The 15,688-nt window shown below is 74.9% G+C and carries 15 protein-coding genes; 9 read left to right on the top strand and 6 right to left on the bottom strand.

The window, feature by feature from the left end; translation table 11 throughout:
• The first annotated feature begins 55 nt into the window (after positions 1–55).
• Together AB0J46_RS22045 and AB0J46_RS22040 are read left to right on the top strand one after the other, a co-directional pair.
• The gene (locus AB0J46_RS22045; protein ID WP_364334777.1) at positions 56–799 is read left to right on the top strand and encodes an ABC transporter ATP-binding protein; all 744 of its coding nucleotides are present in this window, start codon (positions 56–58) and stop codon (positions 797–799) included.
• Complete coding sequence (locus tag AB0J46_RS22040) at positions 796–2,118, top strand: FtsX-like permease family protein (RefSeq protein WP_364334774.1); 1,323 nt, start codon at positions 796–798, stop codon at positions 2,116–2,118. Before AB0J46_RS22045 ends, AB0J46_RS22040 begins: the two co-directional genes overlap by 4 nt.
• A 3-nt stretch (positions 2,119–2,121) precedes the next feature.
• Here the strand turns inward: AB0J46_RS22040 and AB0J46_RS22035 are convergent, their stop codons facing one another.
• Both AB0J46_RS22035 and sigJ read right to left on the bottom strand, forming a co-directional pair.
• Positions 2,122–3,018, bottom strand: a complete 897-nt coding sequence (locus tag AB0J46_RS22035) for a polysaccharide deacetylase family protein (RefSeq protein WP_364334771.1) — start codon at positions 3,016–3,018, stop codon at positions 2,122–2,124.
• Positions 3,019–3,096: 78 nt separating this feature from the next.
• The gene (sigJ, locus tag AB0J46_RS22030; RefSeq protein ID WP_364334769.1) at positions 3,097–4,008 is read right to left on the bottom strand and encodes an RNA polymerase sigma factor SigJ; all 912 of its coding nucleotides are present in this window, start codon (positions 4,006–4,008) and stop codon (positions 3,097–3,099) included.
• A gap of 119 nt (positions 4,009–4,127) precedes the next feature.
• Between sigJ and AB0J46_RS22025 the strand changes: the two genes are divergently transcribed.
• Both AB0J46_RS22025 and AB0J46_RS22020 read left to right on the top strand, forming a co-directional pair.
• Entirely contained in the window at positions 4,128–5,414 is a 1,287-nt protein-coding gene (locus tag AB0J46_RS22025) for a cytochrome P450 (RefSeq protein ID WP_364334766.1), read from the top strand.
• 105 nt (positions 5,415–5,519) lie between these two features.
• Positions 5,520–7,331: a CocE/NonD family hydrolase gene (locus AB0J46_RS22020; RefSeq protein ID WP_364334764.1), complete on the top strand. Its 1,812-nt coding sequence runs from the start codon at positions 5,520–5,522 to the stop codon at positions 7,329–7,331.
• A 94-nt stretch (positions 7,332–7,425) separates the two neighbouring features.
• Here AB0J46_RS22020 and AB0J46_RS22015 read toward each other — a convergent pair whose 3' ends face one another.
• Positions 7,426–7,965 (bottom strand): hypothetical protein, encoded by a 540-nt coding sequence (locus AB0J46_RS22015; RefSeq protein WP_364334761.1) that lies wholly within the window; start codon positions 7,963–7,965, stop codon positions 7,426–7,428.
• Between the two features lie 90 nt (positions 7,966–8,055).
• On the opposite strand from AB0J46_RS22015, the gene AB0J46_RS22010 reads away from it, so the two are divergent.
• Complete coding sequence (locus AB0J46_RS22010; protein ID WP_364334758.1) at positions 8,056–8,445, top strand: PPOX class F420-dependent oxidoreductase; 390 nt, start codon at positions 8,056–8,058, stop codon at positions 8,443–8,445.
• A gap of 22 nt (positions 8,446–8,467) precedes the next feature.
• Here the strand turns inward: AB0J46_RS22010 and AB0J46_RS22005 are convergent, their stop codons facing one another.
• Positions 8,468–9,049 carry a helix-turn-helix domain-containing protein gene (locus AB0J46_RS22005; RefSeq protein WP_364334755.1) on the bottom strand — a complete coding sequence of 194 codons (582 nt, stop codon included), beginning with the start codon at positions 9,047–9,049 and terminating at the stop codon, positions 8,468–8,470.
• A 128-nt stretch (positions 9,050–9,177) separates the two neighbouring features.
• Here AB0J46_RS22005 and AB0J46_RS22000 point away from each other — a divergent pair, with 128 nt between their 5' ends.
• A complete protein-coding gene (locus AB0J46_RS22000) occupies positions 9,178–10,326 on the top strand; it encodes an NAD(P)/FAD-dependent oxidoreductase (RefSeq protein WP_364334752.1) in 1,149 nt (382 codons plus the stop codon).
• 43 nt (positions 10,327–10,369) lie between these two features.
• Here AB0J46_RS22000 and AB0J46_RS21995 read toward each other — a convergent pair whose 3' ends face one another.
• Positions 10,370–11,140 (bottom strand): methyltransferase domain-containing protein, encoded by a 771-nt coding sequence (locus AB0J46_RS21995; RefSeq protein WP_364334749.1) that lies wholly within the window; start codon positions 11,138–11,140, stop codon positions 10,370–10,372.
• Between the two features lie 157 nt (positions 11,141–11,297).
• On the opposite strand from AB0J46_RS21995, the gene AB0J46_RS21990 reads away from it, so the two are divergent.
• Complete coding sequence (locus AB0J46_RS21990) at positions 11,298–12,215, top strand: NADP-dependent oxidoreductase (protein ID WP_364334746.1); 918 nt, start codon at positions 11,298–11,300, stop codon at positions 12,213–12,215.
• A gap of 62 nt (positions 12,216–12,277) precedes the next feature.
• Here AB0J46_RS21990 and AB0J46_RS21985 read toward each other — a convergent pair whose 3' ends face one another.
• The gene (locus tag AB0J46_RS21985; protein ID WP_364334744.1) at positions 12,278–12,922 is read right to left on the bottom strand and encodes a class I SAM-dependent methyltransferase; all 645 of its coding nucleotides are present in this window, start codon (positions 12,920–12,922) and stop codon (positions 12,278–12,280) included.
• 118 nt (positions 12,923–13,040) lie between these two features.
• Here AB0J46_RS21985 and AB0J46_RS21980 point away from each other — a divergent pair, with 118 nt between their 5' ends.
• Positions 13,041–13,613 (top strand): helix-turn-helix domain-containing protein, encoded by a 573-nt coding sequence (locus AB0J46_RS21980; protein ID WP_364334742.1) that lies wholly within the window; start codon positions 13,041–13,043, stop codon positions 13,611–13,613.
• Positions 13,614–13,815: 202 nt separating this feature from the next.
• Complete coding sequence (locus AB0J46_RS21975) at positions 13,816–15,582, top strand: ABC-F family ATP-binding cassette domain-containing protein (protein WP_364334739.1); 1,767 nt, start codon at positions 13,816–13,818, stop codon at positions 15,580–15,582.
• Positions 15,583–15,688: the final 106 nt, after the last annotated feature.

Raw genomic sequence — 15,688 nt, 5'->3', positions numbered from 1 at the left:
ATTGATGTACGGTGTATTTATGACTCGTGCAATGTACGTCGATTCTGTGACAAAAATGGCTCTTGAGCTTCACCATGTGACGAAACGCCACGGCGAGGGCGCCACCGCCGTGACCGCGCTCGACGACGTGTCCCTGGCGATCCCGCACGGCACCTTCACCGCCGTGATGGGCCCGTCGGGCTCGGGCAAGAGCACCCTGCTGCACTGCGCGGCGGGCCTGGACCGGCCCGACTCCGGCTCGGTCGTCCTCGACGGCCGCCGCCTGGACGGCCTCGACGAGGCCGCGCTGACCCGGTTGCGGCGCGAGCGGATGGGGTTCGTCTTCCAGTCCTTCAATTTGGTGCCCACCCTGACGGTCGCGCAGAACGTGACCCTGCCCCTGGAGTTCGCCGGCCGCCGCGCCGACGGGCGGCGGGTGCGGGCGCTGCTCACCCGGCTCGGCCTGGGGGAGCGGACGGGACACCGGCCCGGCGAGCTGTCCGGCGGCCAGCAGCAGCGGGTGGCCATCGCCCGCGCGATGCTGGGCGAGCCCGCCGTCGTGTTCGCCGACGAGCCGACCGGCGCCCTCGACACGCAGGCCGCCCGCGAGGTGCTGGGCCTCCTGCGCCAGGCCGCCGCCCAGGAGGGGCGGACGATCGTGATGGTGACCCACGACCCGGTGGCCGCCTCGTACGCCGACGCCGTGGTGTTCTTCGCCGACGGCCGCGTCGTGGACCACCTGACGCGCCCCGACGCCGCCACGGTCGCGGCCCGCATGGCCCGCCTGTCGGCGCCCGCCCACGCGGGAGGCGTGCGATGAGGTGGCGGCTGGCCCTCGGCACGATCGGCGCCCACCGGGCGTCCTACCTGGCCTCGGCCGCCGTCATGGCGGCCGGGACCGCGCTGCTCACGGCGTTCGCGAGCCTGCTGGAGACCGGCCTGGCCACCGGCCGCGACCAGGGCTTCCTCGTCATGCTGCCGGCCATCCTGGGCGGCTGGACCCTGGCGATCGTGGCCTTCGGCGTCGTGTCCACCGTGTCGCTGACCATCGGGCACCGCGAGCGCGAGCTGGCCCTGCTGCGCTCCATCGCGGCCACCCCGCGCCAGATCCGGCAGAACGTCATGCTGGAGACGCTCCTCGTGGCCGTCCCCGCGATCGCCGCCGGGCTGCCGCCGGGCGCCGGGCTCGGGGCGGTCGTGCTGGCCCGCCTGGCGGACGGCGGCCTCGTCGAGGCGGGCGTCGGGCTGGCGGCGGGCTGGCCGAGCGTCGCGATCGGGGCGGGCACGTCCCTGGCCGCCGCGCTGGCCGCCGCGCTGATCTCCAGCAGGCGCGCCGCGTCGATCCCGCCGGTGCGGGCGCTGGCCGCCGCCGGGCCCGCCCGCGCGCTCGGCCGGGGCCGCCTGGTGGCCGGCGCGCTGCTGCTGGCGCTGGGGCTGAGCCTGTCGGTGACGACCCTGTTCATGGCCGACGGCCCCCTGCTGTCCAGCACCGCGGGCCCGGCGGGCGTCGCCGTCGCCGTCGGCCTGGCCCTGCTCAGCCCGGTCGCCGTACGGCCCGTCGGCCGGCTGGCCGAGGCCGGGCCGGGCGTGTCCTGGCGGCTGGCCGTCCGCAACCTGCACGCCCGTGCCCAGCACACCGGCAGCGTGGCCGGGCCGCTGATCCTCCTGGTCGGCATCGCCGGCGGCACGCTGTCCATGCAGGGCACCGAGGACGGCCTCCACCGGGGCGCCGCCGACGTCAGCGCGCGGCTCGCCCCGGTGAACTACCTGGTCGTCGCCATGATCATCACGTTCACGGCGATCGTCGTGGTCAACACGCTGATCGCCGCCACCCGCCGCCGGAGCCGCGAGTTCGGGCTGCTGCGGCTGTCGGCCGCCACCCGAGGGCAGGTCATGGCGACGGTCGTGGCCGAGGGCGTGGTGACCGCGCTCCTGGCCGTCGTGCTCGGCACGGTCGCCGCCGCGGCGACCACCGTGCCGTACAACCTGGTCAGGACCGGCTCGCCGATGGCCGCCGGGCCCGGCTGGACGTACGCGGCCGTCGCCGGGGGCGCGCTGCTGCTCGTGCTGGCGGCCTCGATCCCCACGGCCGCGGGGGCGCTGCGGGTCAGGCCGGTCGAGGCGATGGCCTCCTCCTGACGGTCACGGACGTCGCTCGCGCTGCGCGGTCCGCAGGTCGAGCCAGCCGATCAGCTTGACGTCCTCGGCGTCCAGGACCTCCCGGACGTCGGGGTCGGTGAACAGGGCCAGCTCCCAGCCGCGCTTGGCCGCGCCCGGCATGATGGCGCGCAGCTCGTCGGTGTCCTCGAAGGGATGGATGTAGATCTCCGTCACGCCCGGCCGCAGCGAGCGCAGCAGCCCGATCATGTCCTTCTTGAGCGAGTCGTAATCCTCGCCGTCGGACTGCTGGAAGGGCAGCGACCACAGGCGGTCGAGGATGACCACCCCGGACTCGTCGGCCATCGCGGCCAGGGCCCGCGCCACGGGCTCCAGCTCCTCCGGCGCGCCGGTGCCCTCCAGCGAGCGGGGCAGGCGGAAGGGCAGGCCGAACTCGGCGCACACCGGCAGGACGACGTCCAGGAAGTGGCGGCCGGTGGCCAGGCCGTACAGGCTGCCCATGTGGTTGTCGGCGTGCGAGGGGTCCAGGCCGAGCGCGACGGCCTTGCGGATCTGGTTGACGATCTCGACGCGGACCTCGCCGGGGTGGGCGGACCGTTCGAAGGAGGCGCAGTCGCGGAAGAAGTAGCCGGTCTCGTCCACCAGCGTGGGGACGGGCCGGTCGCGGGTGACCGGGCCCCAGCGGTAACCCTCCCACTCGCTGGTCAGCGTCAGGTGCACCCCGACGTCGAAACCGGCGGCCTCGGCGACGGCCTGCGGCGCCCACGGGCAGGGCGTCATCACCGTGGCCGAGCTGATCGCCCCCGCCCGCAGGAGGGAGGTGATGCCGAGGTTGGCCGACCGGCTCATGCCGTAGTCGTCGGCGTTGACGATGAGCAGCCGGTCGTCGGGGGCGTGGCCGAGCCGGGAGGCGAGCGTCATCAGCGAACCCTTCGTAGGTGGCGGCCGGTGGACGACCCCGCGCGACCGATCGTGCAGCACCGCGGCGACCTTCGTCAATCACCGTCCGGCGATCGGCGCTCCAGGGGGCGTGAGGTCGAGCGCGGCCAGCCGGTCGGGGTCGGCCAGGATGTCGATCGCGGCGATCCGGCCGTCGCTGACGGTGAAGCTCATGACCGAGTACAGCCTGCCCTCGACGGTGTTGACCAGCCCCGCCAGGCCGTTGACGAGCGCCGGGCGGGCGACCACCCCGGTCGAACGGCGGAAGGCGGCGGCCCGCCCGGCCACGTCCGCGGCGCCGCGGACGACCTTCATGCCGCCCGTGAGCAGGCCGCCGTCGGCGCGCAGCACCACGTCCGGGTCGAGGACGGCCAGCAGCGCGTCGAAGTCGCCCTCGCGGGCCGCGGCCAGGAACGCCTCCACCACCCGGCGCTGACCGGCGAGGTCGGGGTCGGGGGTGGGGGCCGCGCCGCGCACCCGCTGACGCGCCCGGCTGGCCAGCTTCTTGGCCGCCACCGGCGTGCGCTCCACGATGGGCGCGATCTGCTCGAACGGCAGGCCGAACAGGTCGTGCAGCACGAACGCCAGCCGCTCGGCCGGTGACAACGACTCCAGCACGACCAGCAGCGCCAGGCCCACCGAGTCGGCCAGCAGCGCCTCCTGCTCGGGGCCCGCGGCCGGGTCGGCGGCCTCGGCCCGTCCGACCACCGGGTCCGGCAGCCGCTCCTCCAGCGGCTCCTCCCGCAGGGCCCTGCGGGCGCGCAGGACGTCCAGGCAGACCCGGCTCACCACGGTGGTCAGCCAGGCGCCCAGGTCGGCGATCTGGCCCGAGTCCGAACGCGCCAGCCGCAGCCACGCGTCCTGGACCGCGTCCTCGGCCTCGGTCAGCGAGCCGAGCATGCGGTAGGCGACCGCTTTCAGACGGGGACGATGCCCCTCGAATCGGTCAGCCAGCAGGTCATGGGGAGTCATAGCGATATTTCCTCTCAAAAGTGGCGTGCTCATTCTGCTGACGCGGCGAACCGGAGAAAGGTGACCGCGGCCGGTCCGGGACACTTGCCGGGCGGGCGCGTCCGCGAGACGGTGGCCGGATGCGCGACATCCCCGGCCCTCCTCCCGCGGCGGACGGCGGGCTGAGCGCCGTCGCGGCCGCCGGCGGCCTGCACACCTACCAGCTGCGGCTGCACGAGCGGTACGGCCCGCTGGTGCGCTTCCAGCTCCCCGGCGCGCCGGCCGCGATCTCGGTGGCCGACCCCGTGCTGCTGGAGGCCACGGCCGCGATCGACGCACGCCCCGACGGGCTCTTCGCGTTCCTGGCGCCCCTGTGCGAGGCAGGCAACCTGCAGACGCTCCCCGCCGACGAGCACGGCCCCTTCCGCCGGGTCCTGCTCTCGGTGCTCGCCGGCCGCCGCTCGCACGAGGCGCACTTCGCCGGCTTCGTCACCCTGGCCACCGAGCTGGCCGACCGCTGGGAGCGCCGCGCCGCCGACGGCCCGGTGGCGCTCCAGCAGGACCTGAGCGAGCTGTCCCTGCGCATGATCGCCCAGTACGCCCTGGGCGGCGGCCTCGCCGACCCGGCGCGGGTGGTGAGCGCGTTCGAGACCGTGCTGACCGTCCACCTGGGCCGCAGGTACGAGCGCGACGACGACCGCGCGCGCGGCGACCGGGCGCTGGCGTGCCTGCGCGAGGTCGTGGACGGGGTGCTGGCCCGCGGCGGCAGCGAGCTGGTCGCCGCCCTGGCGCAGGCGGACATGTCGCCCGCGCGGATCAGGGACACCGTGCTCATGATCATGCTCGCCGCCCACCACACCACCGGCGTGGCCGTCTCCTGGACCCTGCACCTGCTCGCGCGCGACCCCGGCCCGGCCGCGCGGGTGGCCGCCGAGCTGGACGACGTGCTGGGCGACCGCGCCGCCCCCGACTACGCCGACCTGCGGCGCCTGCCGTACCTGGAGATGGCGCTCAAGGAGTCGATGCGGCTCTACCCGCCCGGCCCGTACGGCGCCCGCGAGACCACCGAGGACCTCACCCTGGACGGCCACCACGTCCCGGCGGGCACCACGATCTTCTACCCCTTCTGGGCCGTGCACCTCGACCCCCGCCACTGGCCGGACCCGCACGCCTTCCGGCCCGACCGCTTCACCCCCGAGGAGCAGGCCGCCCGCCACCGCTACGCCTACCTCCCCTTCGGCCTCGGGCCGCGCGGCTGCGAGGGCGCGAGCCTGGCCATGGTGGAGGCCGAGCTGGTGCTCGCCGTGCTGCTCAGGAGGTTCGCCTTCGAGCCGGTCGAGGACCATCCGGTGACGCCCGTCGAACGTTTCGTGCTGTGGGCCGAGCACGACATCCGCATGCGCCTGACCCGCCGCTTCCCCCGCTGACGTCCCGCACGGGTGTGGCGGGGCTTGCCTGGGCGTGCCCGCTGGCATATGAGTGATGCACGCTCGTTCGGACGCCGCCGGCACATCTATGCACGGGGAGAGTCGATGAACATCCGCGGGAAGGCGACGGCCACTGTGGCGGCCGGCGTCCTGGTCACGATCACCACCCTCGCCGCGGGCGGCCCGCCCGCCTCGGCCCGGACCACGGACCGGACCACGGCCCCGGGGGTGACGCACGAGGAGAACCCCCGTGTCCCCGCGGGCGCCGCGTGGTCGGAGGCGTACTTCCCCTCCGCCGACGGCAGCGGCGTCGAGCTGCACGCCGACGTGCTGCGCCCGGCGCACCTGCCGGCCGGCGCGCGGACGCCGGTGATCGTCTCGGTCGGTCCCTACTTCGCCCACGCCGGGCAGACCGGCCCGGAGGGATGGGACCAGGTCGGGCCGTCGGCGCGGTTCCGCGACTTCGTGGACGGCGCCGGGCTGATGGCCCGCGGCTACACCTTCGTGATGGTCGACCTGCGCGGCTTCGGCGGCAGCACCGGGTGCCTCGACTGGGTCGGTCCGGGCGAGCAGGCCGACGTGCGGGCCGCCGTCGAGTGGTCGGCGGCCCAGCCCTGGTCGACCGGCAGGGTCGGCATGTACGGCAAGTCGTACGACGCGGTCACCGGCCTGGTCGGCAACAACCTCAGGCTGCCGAGCCTGAAGGCGGTCGTCGCCCAGGAGCCGGTCTGGAACATGTACAACTACCTGTTCAGCAACAAGGTCCCGCGGCCCAACGTCACGGGCACGCCGGAGGCGTACAACTCGATCGCGACGATGGCGCCGATGGCCGGCGACAGCGACCGGTACAAGGCGAACGCCCAGTACGAGACGGCCCATCCCGCCTGCCTGTCCGACAACATCACCAACAACAACAATCCCGACCTGCGCTCGGCGTACTGGCGGGCACGCAACTTGGCCGACCGGGCGGCCGGCAGCAGCACGCCGCTGCTGGTCACCCAGGGCTTCATCGAGCCCAACACCAAGCCCGAGGACATGGAGGTCTACCTGGACAACCACCGCGGGCGCGAACGCGGCTGGCTCGGCCAGTGGGAGCACGTGCGCGGCAACGACACCGACGCCCAGGGCCGGCTGCTGCAGGGACGGGCCGGCTGGTTCGACGAGGTGATGCGGTTCTACGACCAGTACCTGCGCGGCGTGCGGCCCTCGGCGATCGACCCGGCGTACGCGATCGAGGACAGTCTCGGCGGGTGGCGCGCCCAGCCGACCTGGCCGGTGGTCACGACGTCGTACGAGGCCCGGCTGTCGGCCGGCGCGTACCTGGACGACGGCGGCGGCGCCGCGGCGACGGCGACCACCGCCCCCTCCGGCCGTTGGGACATGGAGCACGCGCCGCCGCTCGAACCGCTCTCCACCGCCGAGAAGAGCTCGGCCAGGCAGAGCGCGGCCGCCGCGGGCAGCTTCTGGACCTGGTCCACGCCCGCCGCCGAGCGGCTCAGGCTCACCGGCACGCCGCGGCTCAGGCTCGACGCGAGCACGAACGGCAACGTCATGGTCCGCCTGTGGGACGTCGCCCCCGACGGCAGGGCGACGATGTTCGACGAGAACGTGGCCCTGCTGGAGCGCCGCGGTCCGGTCGCGTTCGACCTGAAGTCGGCCGACTGGACCTTCGAGCCGGGCCACCGGCTGGGCGTGCAGATCGGCACCATCGAGTCCAACGGCTGGCTGGACGTGCCCTCGGGCAACACGATCAAGGTCTCCGGCGCGCGGCTGAGCCTGGACCTGCTGTCCACGCGGCACGACGTGCCCACCCAGGGCGACCGCTCGCCGTACCTGGACCGGTACCTCGCGGCCTACACCACCACGCTCGGCGGCGTCGGCCCCGGCACCTTCCCGCTGCGGCTGTCCCGCCGCTGACCCGCCCGTCCCCGGCCCGTCCCCGGCCCGTCCCCGGCCCGTCCCCGGCCCGTCCCACGCCCGATCCGCCGGGCCTGAGACGGGCCGGGGAACGTCAGAGCGCCGCGCCGCGGGCGCGCAGGAACCCGGCCATCGCCTCGACGCCGAGGGCGATCGCCCGCTCGTCCGCCACGAAGTCCGGGTCGTGCGGCACGCCTTGCTCACCCACGCCGAAGAAGAACATCGCCCCCGGCGCCCGCTCCAGGAACAGCCCGAAATCCTCCCCGTTGAACGGATAGGACGCGTGCAGCAGCAGGGCGTCCAGGTGACGCGCGCCGGCCCGGGCGTGCTCCGGCGAGTTGACCGACGGCGGGTGATGGTCGACGAACCGCACGCGGGACCCGGCCTCGGCGCGCAGCAACGCGCGGATGTCGTCGTACCGGCTGTCCGGCCAGGCCCGGACCCAACCCTGCACGGCGTCGTGCTCGCGGTGGACCTGGGCGTACACGAAGGTCGTCAGGGGGCCGTCCGGGGTCTGCAGGTCCGCCGCCAGCTGCGCCGCCGCCATCAGGGCCGCGGTGTGCCGCTCCTGGCCGGCCGGTTCGGGGTGGCGGTGGATCTCGCGCCGTAACTCGATCAGGTCGTCGTCGCCCATGGCCGAATGCTGGGACATCGTCCTGGACTCGAACTGATGGAATGGGTGGGTTTGGGGTGACGCCGGTGTCAAGGTTGCATACTTCCCGGCATGATCTTCACGCAGGCAGAGCTCGACTACCTGGCCGGACAGCACATCGGCCGGCTGGCCACCGTCTCCCCCTCCGGAGACGTGCAGAACAACCCCGTCGGCTTCTTCGTGGACGCCGCCACGGGCACGATCACCATCGGCGGGCACGCGATGGGCGCCTCCAGGAAGTTCCGGAACGTCCAGCGGGGCAGCGCCGTCGCCCTCGTCGTGGACGACCTGGCCTCGGTCGACCCGTGGGTGGTGCGCGGCATCGAGATCCGGGGCACGGCGGTGGCCGTGACCGACCACGAGCCGCCGGTGCCGTACTTCTCGCGGGAGGTCATCGTGATCACGCCCGTCAGGATCGTGTCGTGGGGGATCGACGGCGGGCGGTCGTCCCGGACCGTCTGAGGACGCGGGCCGGCGCCGGTCGCTAGCGCGGCGGGCGCCAGCCGTGCGCGAGGAGGTCGAAGACCTGCTCGACGGCCCCGCGAAGATCCGGCCGCCCCCGCGTGAGCGCCGGGATGTCCAGGACGAACCGGGCGAGCGCGTGGCAGGCGACGTCGTCGGGGGCCACGCCCGCGTCCTCGGCGATGGCCGTGCCGAGGGCGGCGGCGTGCCTGGTCCACATCCGTTCGTGGTACTCCAGCAGCGCCGGCGTGGACTCCACCAGCTCGGTGAACCCGGCCCGCAGCGGATGGGCCGCGACCTGCGGCCAGGACGCCAGCACGTGCCCGCGCAGCGCCTCGACGACGCTCTGCCTCTCCGGACGCCCGCGCACCGCCGCGACCAGCTCCGCCTCCCGGTCGGCCTCCTCGTCGAAGACCAGCGCCTCCTTGCCGGGGAAGTGCTTGAACAGCGTGGTGGTGGACACGTCGGCCGCCTCGGCGACGTCCCTGACGCTCACCCGGTCGTAGCCGTGCTCCAGGAAGAGGCGTAGGGCGGCGTCGGCGATGGCTCGGCGGGTGGCGGCCTTCTTGCGTTCGCGGCGGCCGGTGACGGGTGGCGTGTCCATGCCGCCCACCCTACCAAAAGGTGGCATGAGTGAATTAGTTGACCTGTTGCACTTTTGTACTCGTTCTGCTTCTCTGGAACGGCGGCGCTCGCCGGACCCACCCCTGATCACGAACGAGAGGTCCAGTCATGCGCTCACCCGCACCCGCCGCCGCGCGCATCCACGTCGTCGGAGCCGGCCCCGGCGGGCTCACCTGCGCCCGCGTCCTGCAACGGCACGGCATCCCCGTGACCGTCCACGACCGCGACGCCCACCCGCGGGCCCGCGACCAGGGCGGCACCCTCGACCTGCACGCCGACGACGGGCAGGCCGCCCTGCGCGAGGCCGGCCTGCTCGACGACTTCCTCCGGCTGGCCCGCCCGGAAGGGCAGGAGATGCGGCTGCTCGACCCGTCCGGACGGCTGCTCGACCACCACGTCCCGGCCGCGGGCGAGCTCTGCAAACCCGAGATCGACCGTGGTGTGCTGCGCGACCTGCTGCTCGGCTCGCTGGAGCCCGGGACCGTGCGGTGGGGCGCCGCCGTCGAGCAGGTCACCGGCCCGCCCGGCGGCCCGCGCCGGGTGCACTTCCGCGACGGCACGTCCGTCGCGGCGGACCTGGTCATCGGGGCCGACGGCGCGTTCTCCCGGGTGCGCCCGGCGGTCTCGGCCGCGACGCCGCGCTACACCGGGGTCACCTTCCTGGAGGCGTGGTTCCACGACGTTGAGAACGCCCACCCCGCCCTCGCCGCGCTCGTCGGACAGGGCGGCGCCACCGCGGCCGACGGCGACCGCGCCCTGTTCGCCCAGCGCAACGGCGGCGACCACATCCGCGTCTACGTCATCCAGCGCCTGCCCGCCGGGTGGATCGCCGCGAGTGGCCTGAGCGCCGGCGACACCGCCGGGATCCGTGCCCGGCTGCTCGACGCGTTCTCCGGCTGGTCGCCGGACCTGCTCGGGATGATCACCGGCAACGACGGGCCGTACGTCGATCGCCCGCTGTTCGCGCTGCCCGTGCCGCACGTGTGGGCACGGTCGTCCAGTGTGACCCTGCTCGGCGACGCCGCCCACCTCATGCCGCCGCTCGGCGTGGGCGCCAACCTGGCCATGCTCGACGCCTGCGAGCTCGCCCTCGCGCTGGCCGGGGCCGCCACGGTGGCCGAGGCCGTGGCCGCGTACGAGAGCACGATGCTCCCGCGCGCGGCGGACGCGGCCCGCGCCCTTGAGCACGGCGCCGAGGCCCTGCTCGAACGGCACGAGAGCGGCGAGCTCGCCGCCTTCGCCCCACCCCACCGCTGACCCGGTCCCCACCCGGCCCCGACCCGGCCCTGCCGCTGGGGGCCTAACGCGTGGCCGCGGTCACGAACAGCGGCAGGGCGAGGAACAGCCGCCCGGACCGCGCCCGTTCCCGCTGCTCGGCGAGCCAGCCCTCGGCCTCCGCCGCGCCGACCGCCCCGGCCGAACGCGCCTTCCCCGCCAGGTCGGCCAGCACGGGCACCATCGTCGCGTCGGTGACGACGCTGGTGTGCACCTCGACGGTGACGTCGGTGAAGCCGGCGTCCAGCAGCAGGTTGCGGGCGCGGCGGACGACGCGGGGCGACCTGACGAGGTCGGCGCGGGCGTGCACGATCCGGCGGGTGAGCGCGGCGTCGCCGGAGTCGATGACGAAGGTGTCCCAGTCCTGCCCGAGCAGCACGATCCGCCCGCCGGGCGCGAGCACCCGCCGCGCCTCGGCCACGGCGCGGGCCGGGTCGTCCAGGACGTGGTACACCTTCTCGGCCCGATAGCCGCGCAGCTCGCCGTCGCCGAACGGCAGCGCGTACGCGTCCGCCACCCGGAACTCGGCGGCGGGCCACCGCCCGGCCGCCACGCCGATCATCCGCTCGTCGGGGTCGACGCCGATCGCCCGCGCGCCCAGCCCGGCCAGCTCCGCCGCCGCGCGGCCGGATCCGCAGCCGACGTCGGCCACCGCCGCCCGCGGCGCGAGGCCGAGCAACTCGTAGGAACGCGCCCGCAGCTCGGTTGCTCCGGGCAGGTGGTCCGCGAGGTCGAGCAGGGCGATGAGCGCGTCGGTCTCCTCGCCGGTACGGCCTGTCGTCTGGTTCTTGGTCATGTGCGGGATCCTGCGGCTTCAAGTGTGCTTGAAGTCAAGCCGCTTCCTGGGATCGGCGGTCCTGGGAAGAGCGGTCCGTTCCGCCGCCGGCGCGGGCGCGGCAGGGTGGGCTGCGGCCGCGCGAAGGGCCGGTCCGGACGAGGAGGGTGATCACGCGATGAAGGCTGTGCGGTTCCACGAGTACGGCGGGATCGACGTGCTGCGGGTGGAGGAGGTCGAGCGTCCGGCGCCGGGGCCCGGTCAGGTGCTGGTCCAGGTGCGGGCGGCCGGGATCCAGCCCGGCGAGACGATGATCCGCCGGGGGGCCCGGCACGGGCGCTGGCCGGCGACGTTCCCGTCCGGGCAGGGCAGCGATCTGGCCGGCGTGGTGGTGGCGGCCGGTCCGGAGGTGCGCGGGTTCGCGGTGGGCGACGAGGTGCTCGGCTTCACCCATCGCAGGGCGAGCCACGCGGAGTTCGTCGTGGCCGACGACGTGGCGCTGACCCTGCGGCCCGCGGGGCTGCCCTGGGAGGTGGCCGGGTCGTTGTACGTGGCCGGCACGACGGCGTACGCCACGGTGTTCGCGGTCGATCCCGGGCCGGGGGAGACGGTGGTGGTGTCCGGGGCGGCGGGCGGGGTCGGGTCCATCGCCGTGCAGCTCGCGCGGCGGCGGGGCGCGACGGTGGTCGGGCTGGCGAGCCAGGCCAACCACGCCTGGTTGCGGGGGCACGGCGTCGTGCCGGTCGCGTACGGGGAGGGCGTGGCCGAGCGGATCCGGTCGGCCACGGGCGGGAAGGTGCACGCGTTCATCGACACCTACGGGGACGGCTACGTCGATCTGGCGGTCGAGCTGGGCGTGCGGCCCGACCGGATCGACACGATCTGCGACTGGGCGGGCGCGGCCAGGGTCGGCGCGCGGACGTACGGGGAAGGGGCGGCCGCCTGCGCGGTCGTGGTCGGGGAGCTGGCCCGGCTCGCCGCGCGGGGGCAGCTGGAGGTGCCGATCGCCCGCGTGTACCCCCTGGAGCGGGTCCGGGACGCCTTCGGCGAGCTGGAACGTCGGCACACCCACGGCAAGATCGTCCTCAGGCCGTGACGGCGGCCTATGGACGGGCCGCGCCCGACGTGGAATCGCTCTGGTGCGGAACAGCGCGTGCGCTACGGACGGGTGGCGCGGATGTGGAACAGCGCGTGCGGCAGGTCGCCTTCGGCCTCCACCCGGAACCCCGCGCCCGGGATCAGCGTGCCGAGCAGGGCGCGCAGGTCGTGGCGCATCGCGGGACCGGCCAGCGCGCCGACGACGCGGCGGGCCAGCCGGCCGGTCGGCGGCCGGAACTCGGCCACCAGCAGCCGCCCGCCCGGACGCAGCACGCGGAACATCTGGCGCAGCGCCTCCGGCCTGGCCGCCACGGGCATGTGGTGCACCGCGAAGCTGGAGACGACCAGGTCGAACGAGCCGTCCGGGAACGGCAGGTCCTGGCCCTCGCCGACCACGTAGTCGCAGTTGGCGGGGGCGCGCCGGGCGGCGTATCCGATCATCTCGGGGGACGGGTCGAGGCCGGTCACCCGGCCGCTCGGGGTGACCACGGGGGCGATGATCCGGGTGAGGTAGCCGGTACCGCAGCCGACGTCGAGCACGCGGTCGCCCGCGCGCGGCCCGGCGGCGGCGGCCAGGCGGGTGAACGCGGCCCGGCGCCCGCCGAGGAACGCGACCGCGCTGAGCAGCTCGTACCGGCGCGGGTAGTCGATGGTGCCGCCGGACTCGGCGTGCTCTTCGTGGTGGTGCAGAAGCCTTCCCAGCATGGCGGTTCCTCCGGTCAGTTGCCGAACAACCTGTTCGGTAATGAATGATGTGTTCATGCGGGACGCGGGTCAACGAGCAGATCGGCCGTGGCGTCCGGTAGCGCACAGGGAGGGAAAGGTGTCCGGAGACCGGCGGGTGCGGCGCACGCGGCGACAGGTCCGGGAGGCGCTGGTGTCGCTGATCCTGGAGAAGGGTTACGAGGCGGTGACCGTCACCGACATCATCGAGCGGGCCGACGTCGGCCGCTCCACGTTCTACGCCCACTTCTCCGGCAAGCAGGAGGTGCTGCTCAGCAACCTGGCCGAGCTGGCGTTCCTGCGGCGTCCGCCGGGCGGCGGCGCGCCGGGGCAGTTGTTCGCGTTCAGCCTGCCGATGTTCGAGCACGTCCGCGAGCAGGAGCGGCTGGTGCGCGCGCTGCTCGGACGGCGCGGCGGCGGGCCGGTGTACGCCCGGGGCGAGCAGGTGGTCGCCGATCTGGTCAGGGCCGACCTGCTGGCGGTGGGCGCGCGGGAGCAGGCCGGGCTCGACCTGCTGGTGGTGTGCGTGGTGGGGGCGTTCATGGGGCTGATGCGGGCCTGGCTGGACGGCGCGACCGCCGCCTCGCCCGCCGAGCTCGACGCCGCCTTCCGCGCGGCGGTGACCCCGGGCGTCCGGGCCGCCCTGGGCCCGTCCGCGGGGTGCGGCACGTAGGCTACGGTGGGAACGTTGGTGATCTACGGCCAGGAGACCGGACATGGCAGGTGACGACGACATCTCCGGGTGACACCGGAGGGTGATCGGCCCCGGCGTGCGCGCGTGAGCGCCGTCGACGTGGGCCTTTTCGTCGTTCCCCGAAACCCTGTCCCCTTCACCGGGCGGCTTCGGCGCGCCCGCGTCCTCCTCCGAGGTTCACATGCTCTCCCACCCCTGCCCGCCGGCCGGCGACGTCCTGCTGGCCCACGATCTCGTCCGGACGCTGGGCACGCGGCGCGTGCTCGACGGCCTCTCGCTCACCGCCGCCCCCGGCCGCCGGATCGGGCTCATCGGCGAGAACGGCGCGGGCAAGTCCACTCTGCTGCGCCTGCTGGCCGGCGTGGACGAGCCCGACTCCGGCACCGTCGTCCGCCCCGCCGACCTGGGCTTCCTGCACCAGGAGCTGCCGTTCGCGGCCGAGGACACGCTCGCCGACGTGCTCGACGACGCCCTGCGCGAGGCGCGCACGGACCTGGCCGAGCTCGACCGGCTCACCCGCGGGCTGGCCGCGTCGCCGGAGGACGCCGCGCTGCTCGAAGCGTACGGGGCCCGGCTCGACCAGGCGCAGCGGCACGAGTCCTGGGACGCCGACCGGCGGGCGGAGATCGTCCTCGACCGGCTGGGCCTGGGCGGCGTGCCGGGGACGCGGGCGCTCGGGTCGTTGTCCGGCGGGCAGCGCGGCCGGCTCGCCCTGGCCGCGCTGCTGATCAGGCGGCCCGCCGCGCTCCTGCTCGACGAGCCCACCAACCACCTCGACGACGACGCCGCCGTCTTCGTGGAGGAGGAATTGCGTGGCATGACCGGCGTGGTCGTCGTGGCCAGCCACGACCGGGCCTTCCTCGACGCGGTCTGCACGGACCTGCTCGACCTCGACCCCGCCGTGGACGGCCCCGTCCGGTACGGCGGCGGCTACAGCGCGTACCTGACCGGGAAACGCGCCGAGCGCGAACGCTGGGAGCGGCGACACGCGGCCGAGCAGGAGGAACTGGACGAGCTGCGCCGCGCGGTCGCGGTGACCGCGCGGCGGGTGGCGCAGGACGGGTTGCGCCGCGACAACGAGAAGATGGGCTACGGACACCGCGCCGGGCGGGTGCAGCAGCAGATCTCCCGGCGGGTGCGCGAGGCCGCGCGCCGGCTCGCCGAGCTGGAACGCGAGCAGGTCCCCGCCCCGCCGCCCCCACTGCGCCTGCGCCCCCGCCTCACCGCCCCCCTCCCTCCCCCCGAAGGCCCGCAGGAACACCGTGACACCGCCGCCCTTCCTCCCCCCAAAGGCCCAGAGGGGGACTGTGGCGACGCCGCCCTTCCTCCCCTCGGAGGTCCGGAGGGGGGCCGTGGCGGCGCGGCGGGCCGGGGTGGTGGGGCGTTGGTGTCGGCGCGGGACGTCCGGGTGGCGGGGAGGCTCGCGCTCGACCGGCTCGACCTGCGGGAGGGGGACCGGCTGCTGGTCACCGGCCCGAACGGCGCGGGCAAGTCCACCCTCCTCGCGGTCCTGTCCGGCGACCTGGAGCCGGCCGGGCAGGTGCGGCGACGGCCGGGGCTGACCGTCGGCCTGCTGCCCCAGGACACGACGTTCGAGCACCCCGGCCGCACGGTGCGGGAGACCTACGAGCAGGCCCTCGGGCCGGAGCGCGCCGAGGCCGTGCCGCTGCGCTCGCTCGGCCTGATCCGCGCCCGCGACGCGAACCTGCGCGTGGGGGAGCTGTCCGTCGGCCAGCGCCGCCGCCTCGCGCTGGCGCTGCTGATCGCCGACCCTCCCGACGTGCTGCTGCTCGACGAGCCCACCAACCACCTGTCGCCGGGCCTGGCCGACGAGCTGGAGGCCGCCCTGGCCGCGGACGGCCCCGGCGCGGTCGTGGTGGCCAGCCACGACCGCTGGCTGCGCGCCCGCTGGCGGGGCCGCCGCCTGCACCTGCCCGGGAGGGCGTGACGCACGTCCCGGAGGACCGGGGAGGGCTGACGTACGTCCCGTAGTACCTGGGAGCTACGGGGGAAGTGAGCTCCGCAGCGGGAGGCGTGCGGCCGGGGGCGATCCG

Source organism: Nonomuraea sp. NPDC049758 (assembly GCF_040674635.1).
GTDB lineage: Bacteria > Actinomycetota > Actinomycetes > Streptosporangiales > Streptosporangiaceae > Nonomuraea.
Note: the sequence above shows the minus strand (reverse complement) of the source record. Positions and strands in the feature narration are given on the sequence as shown.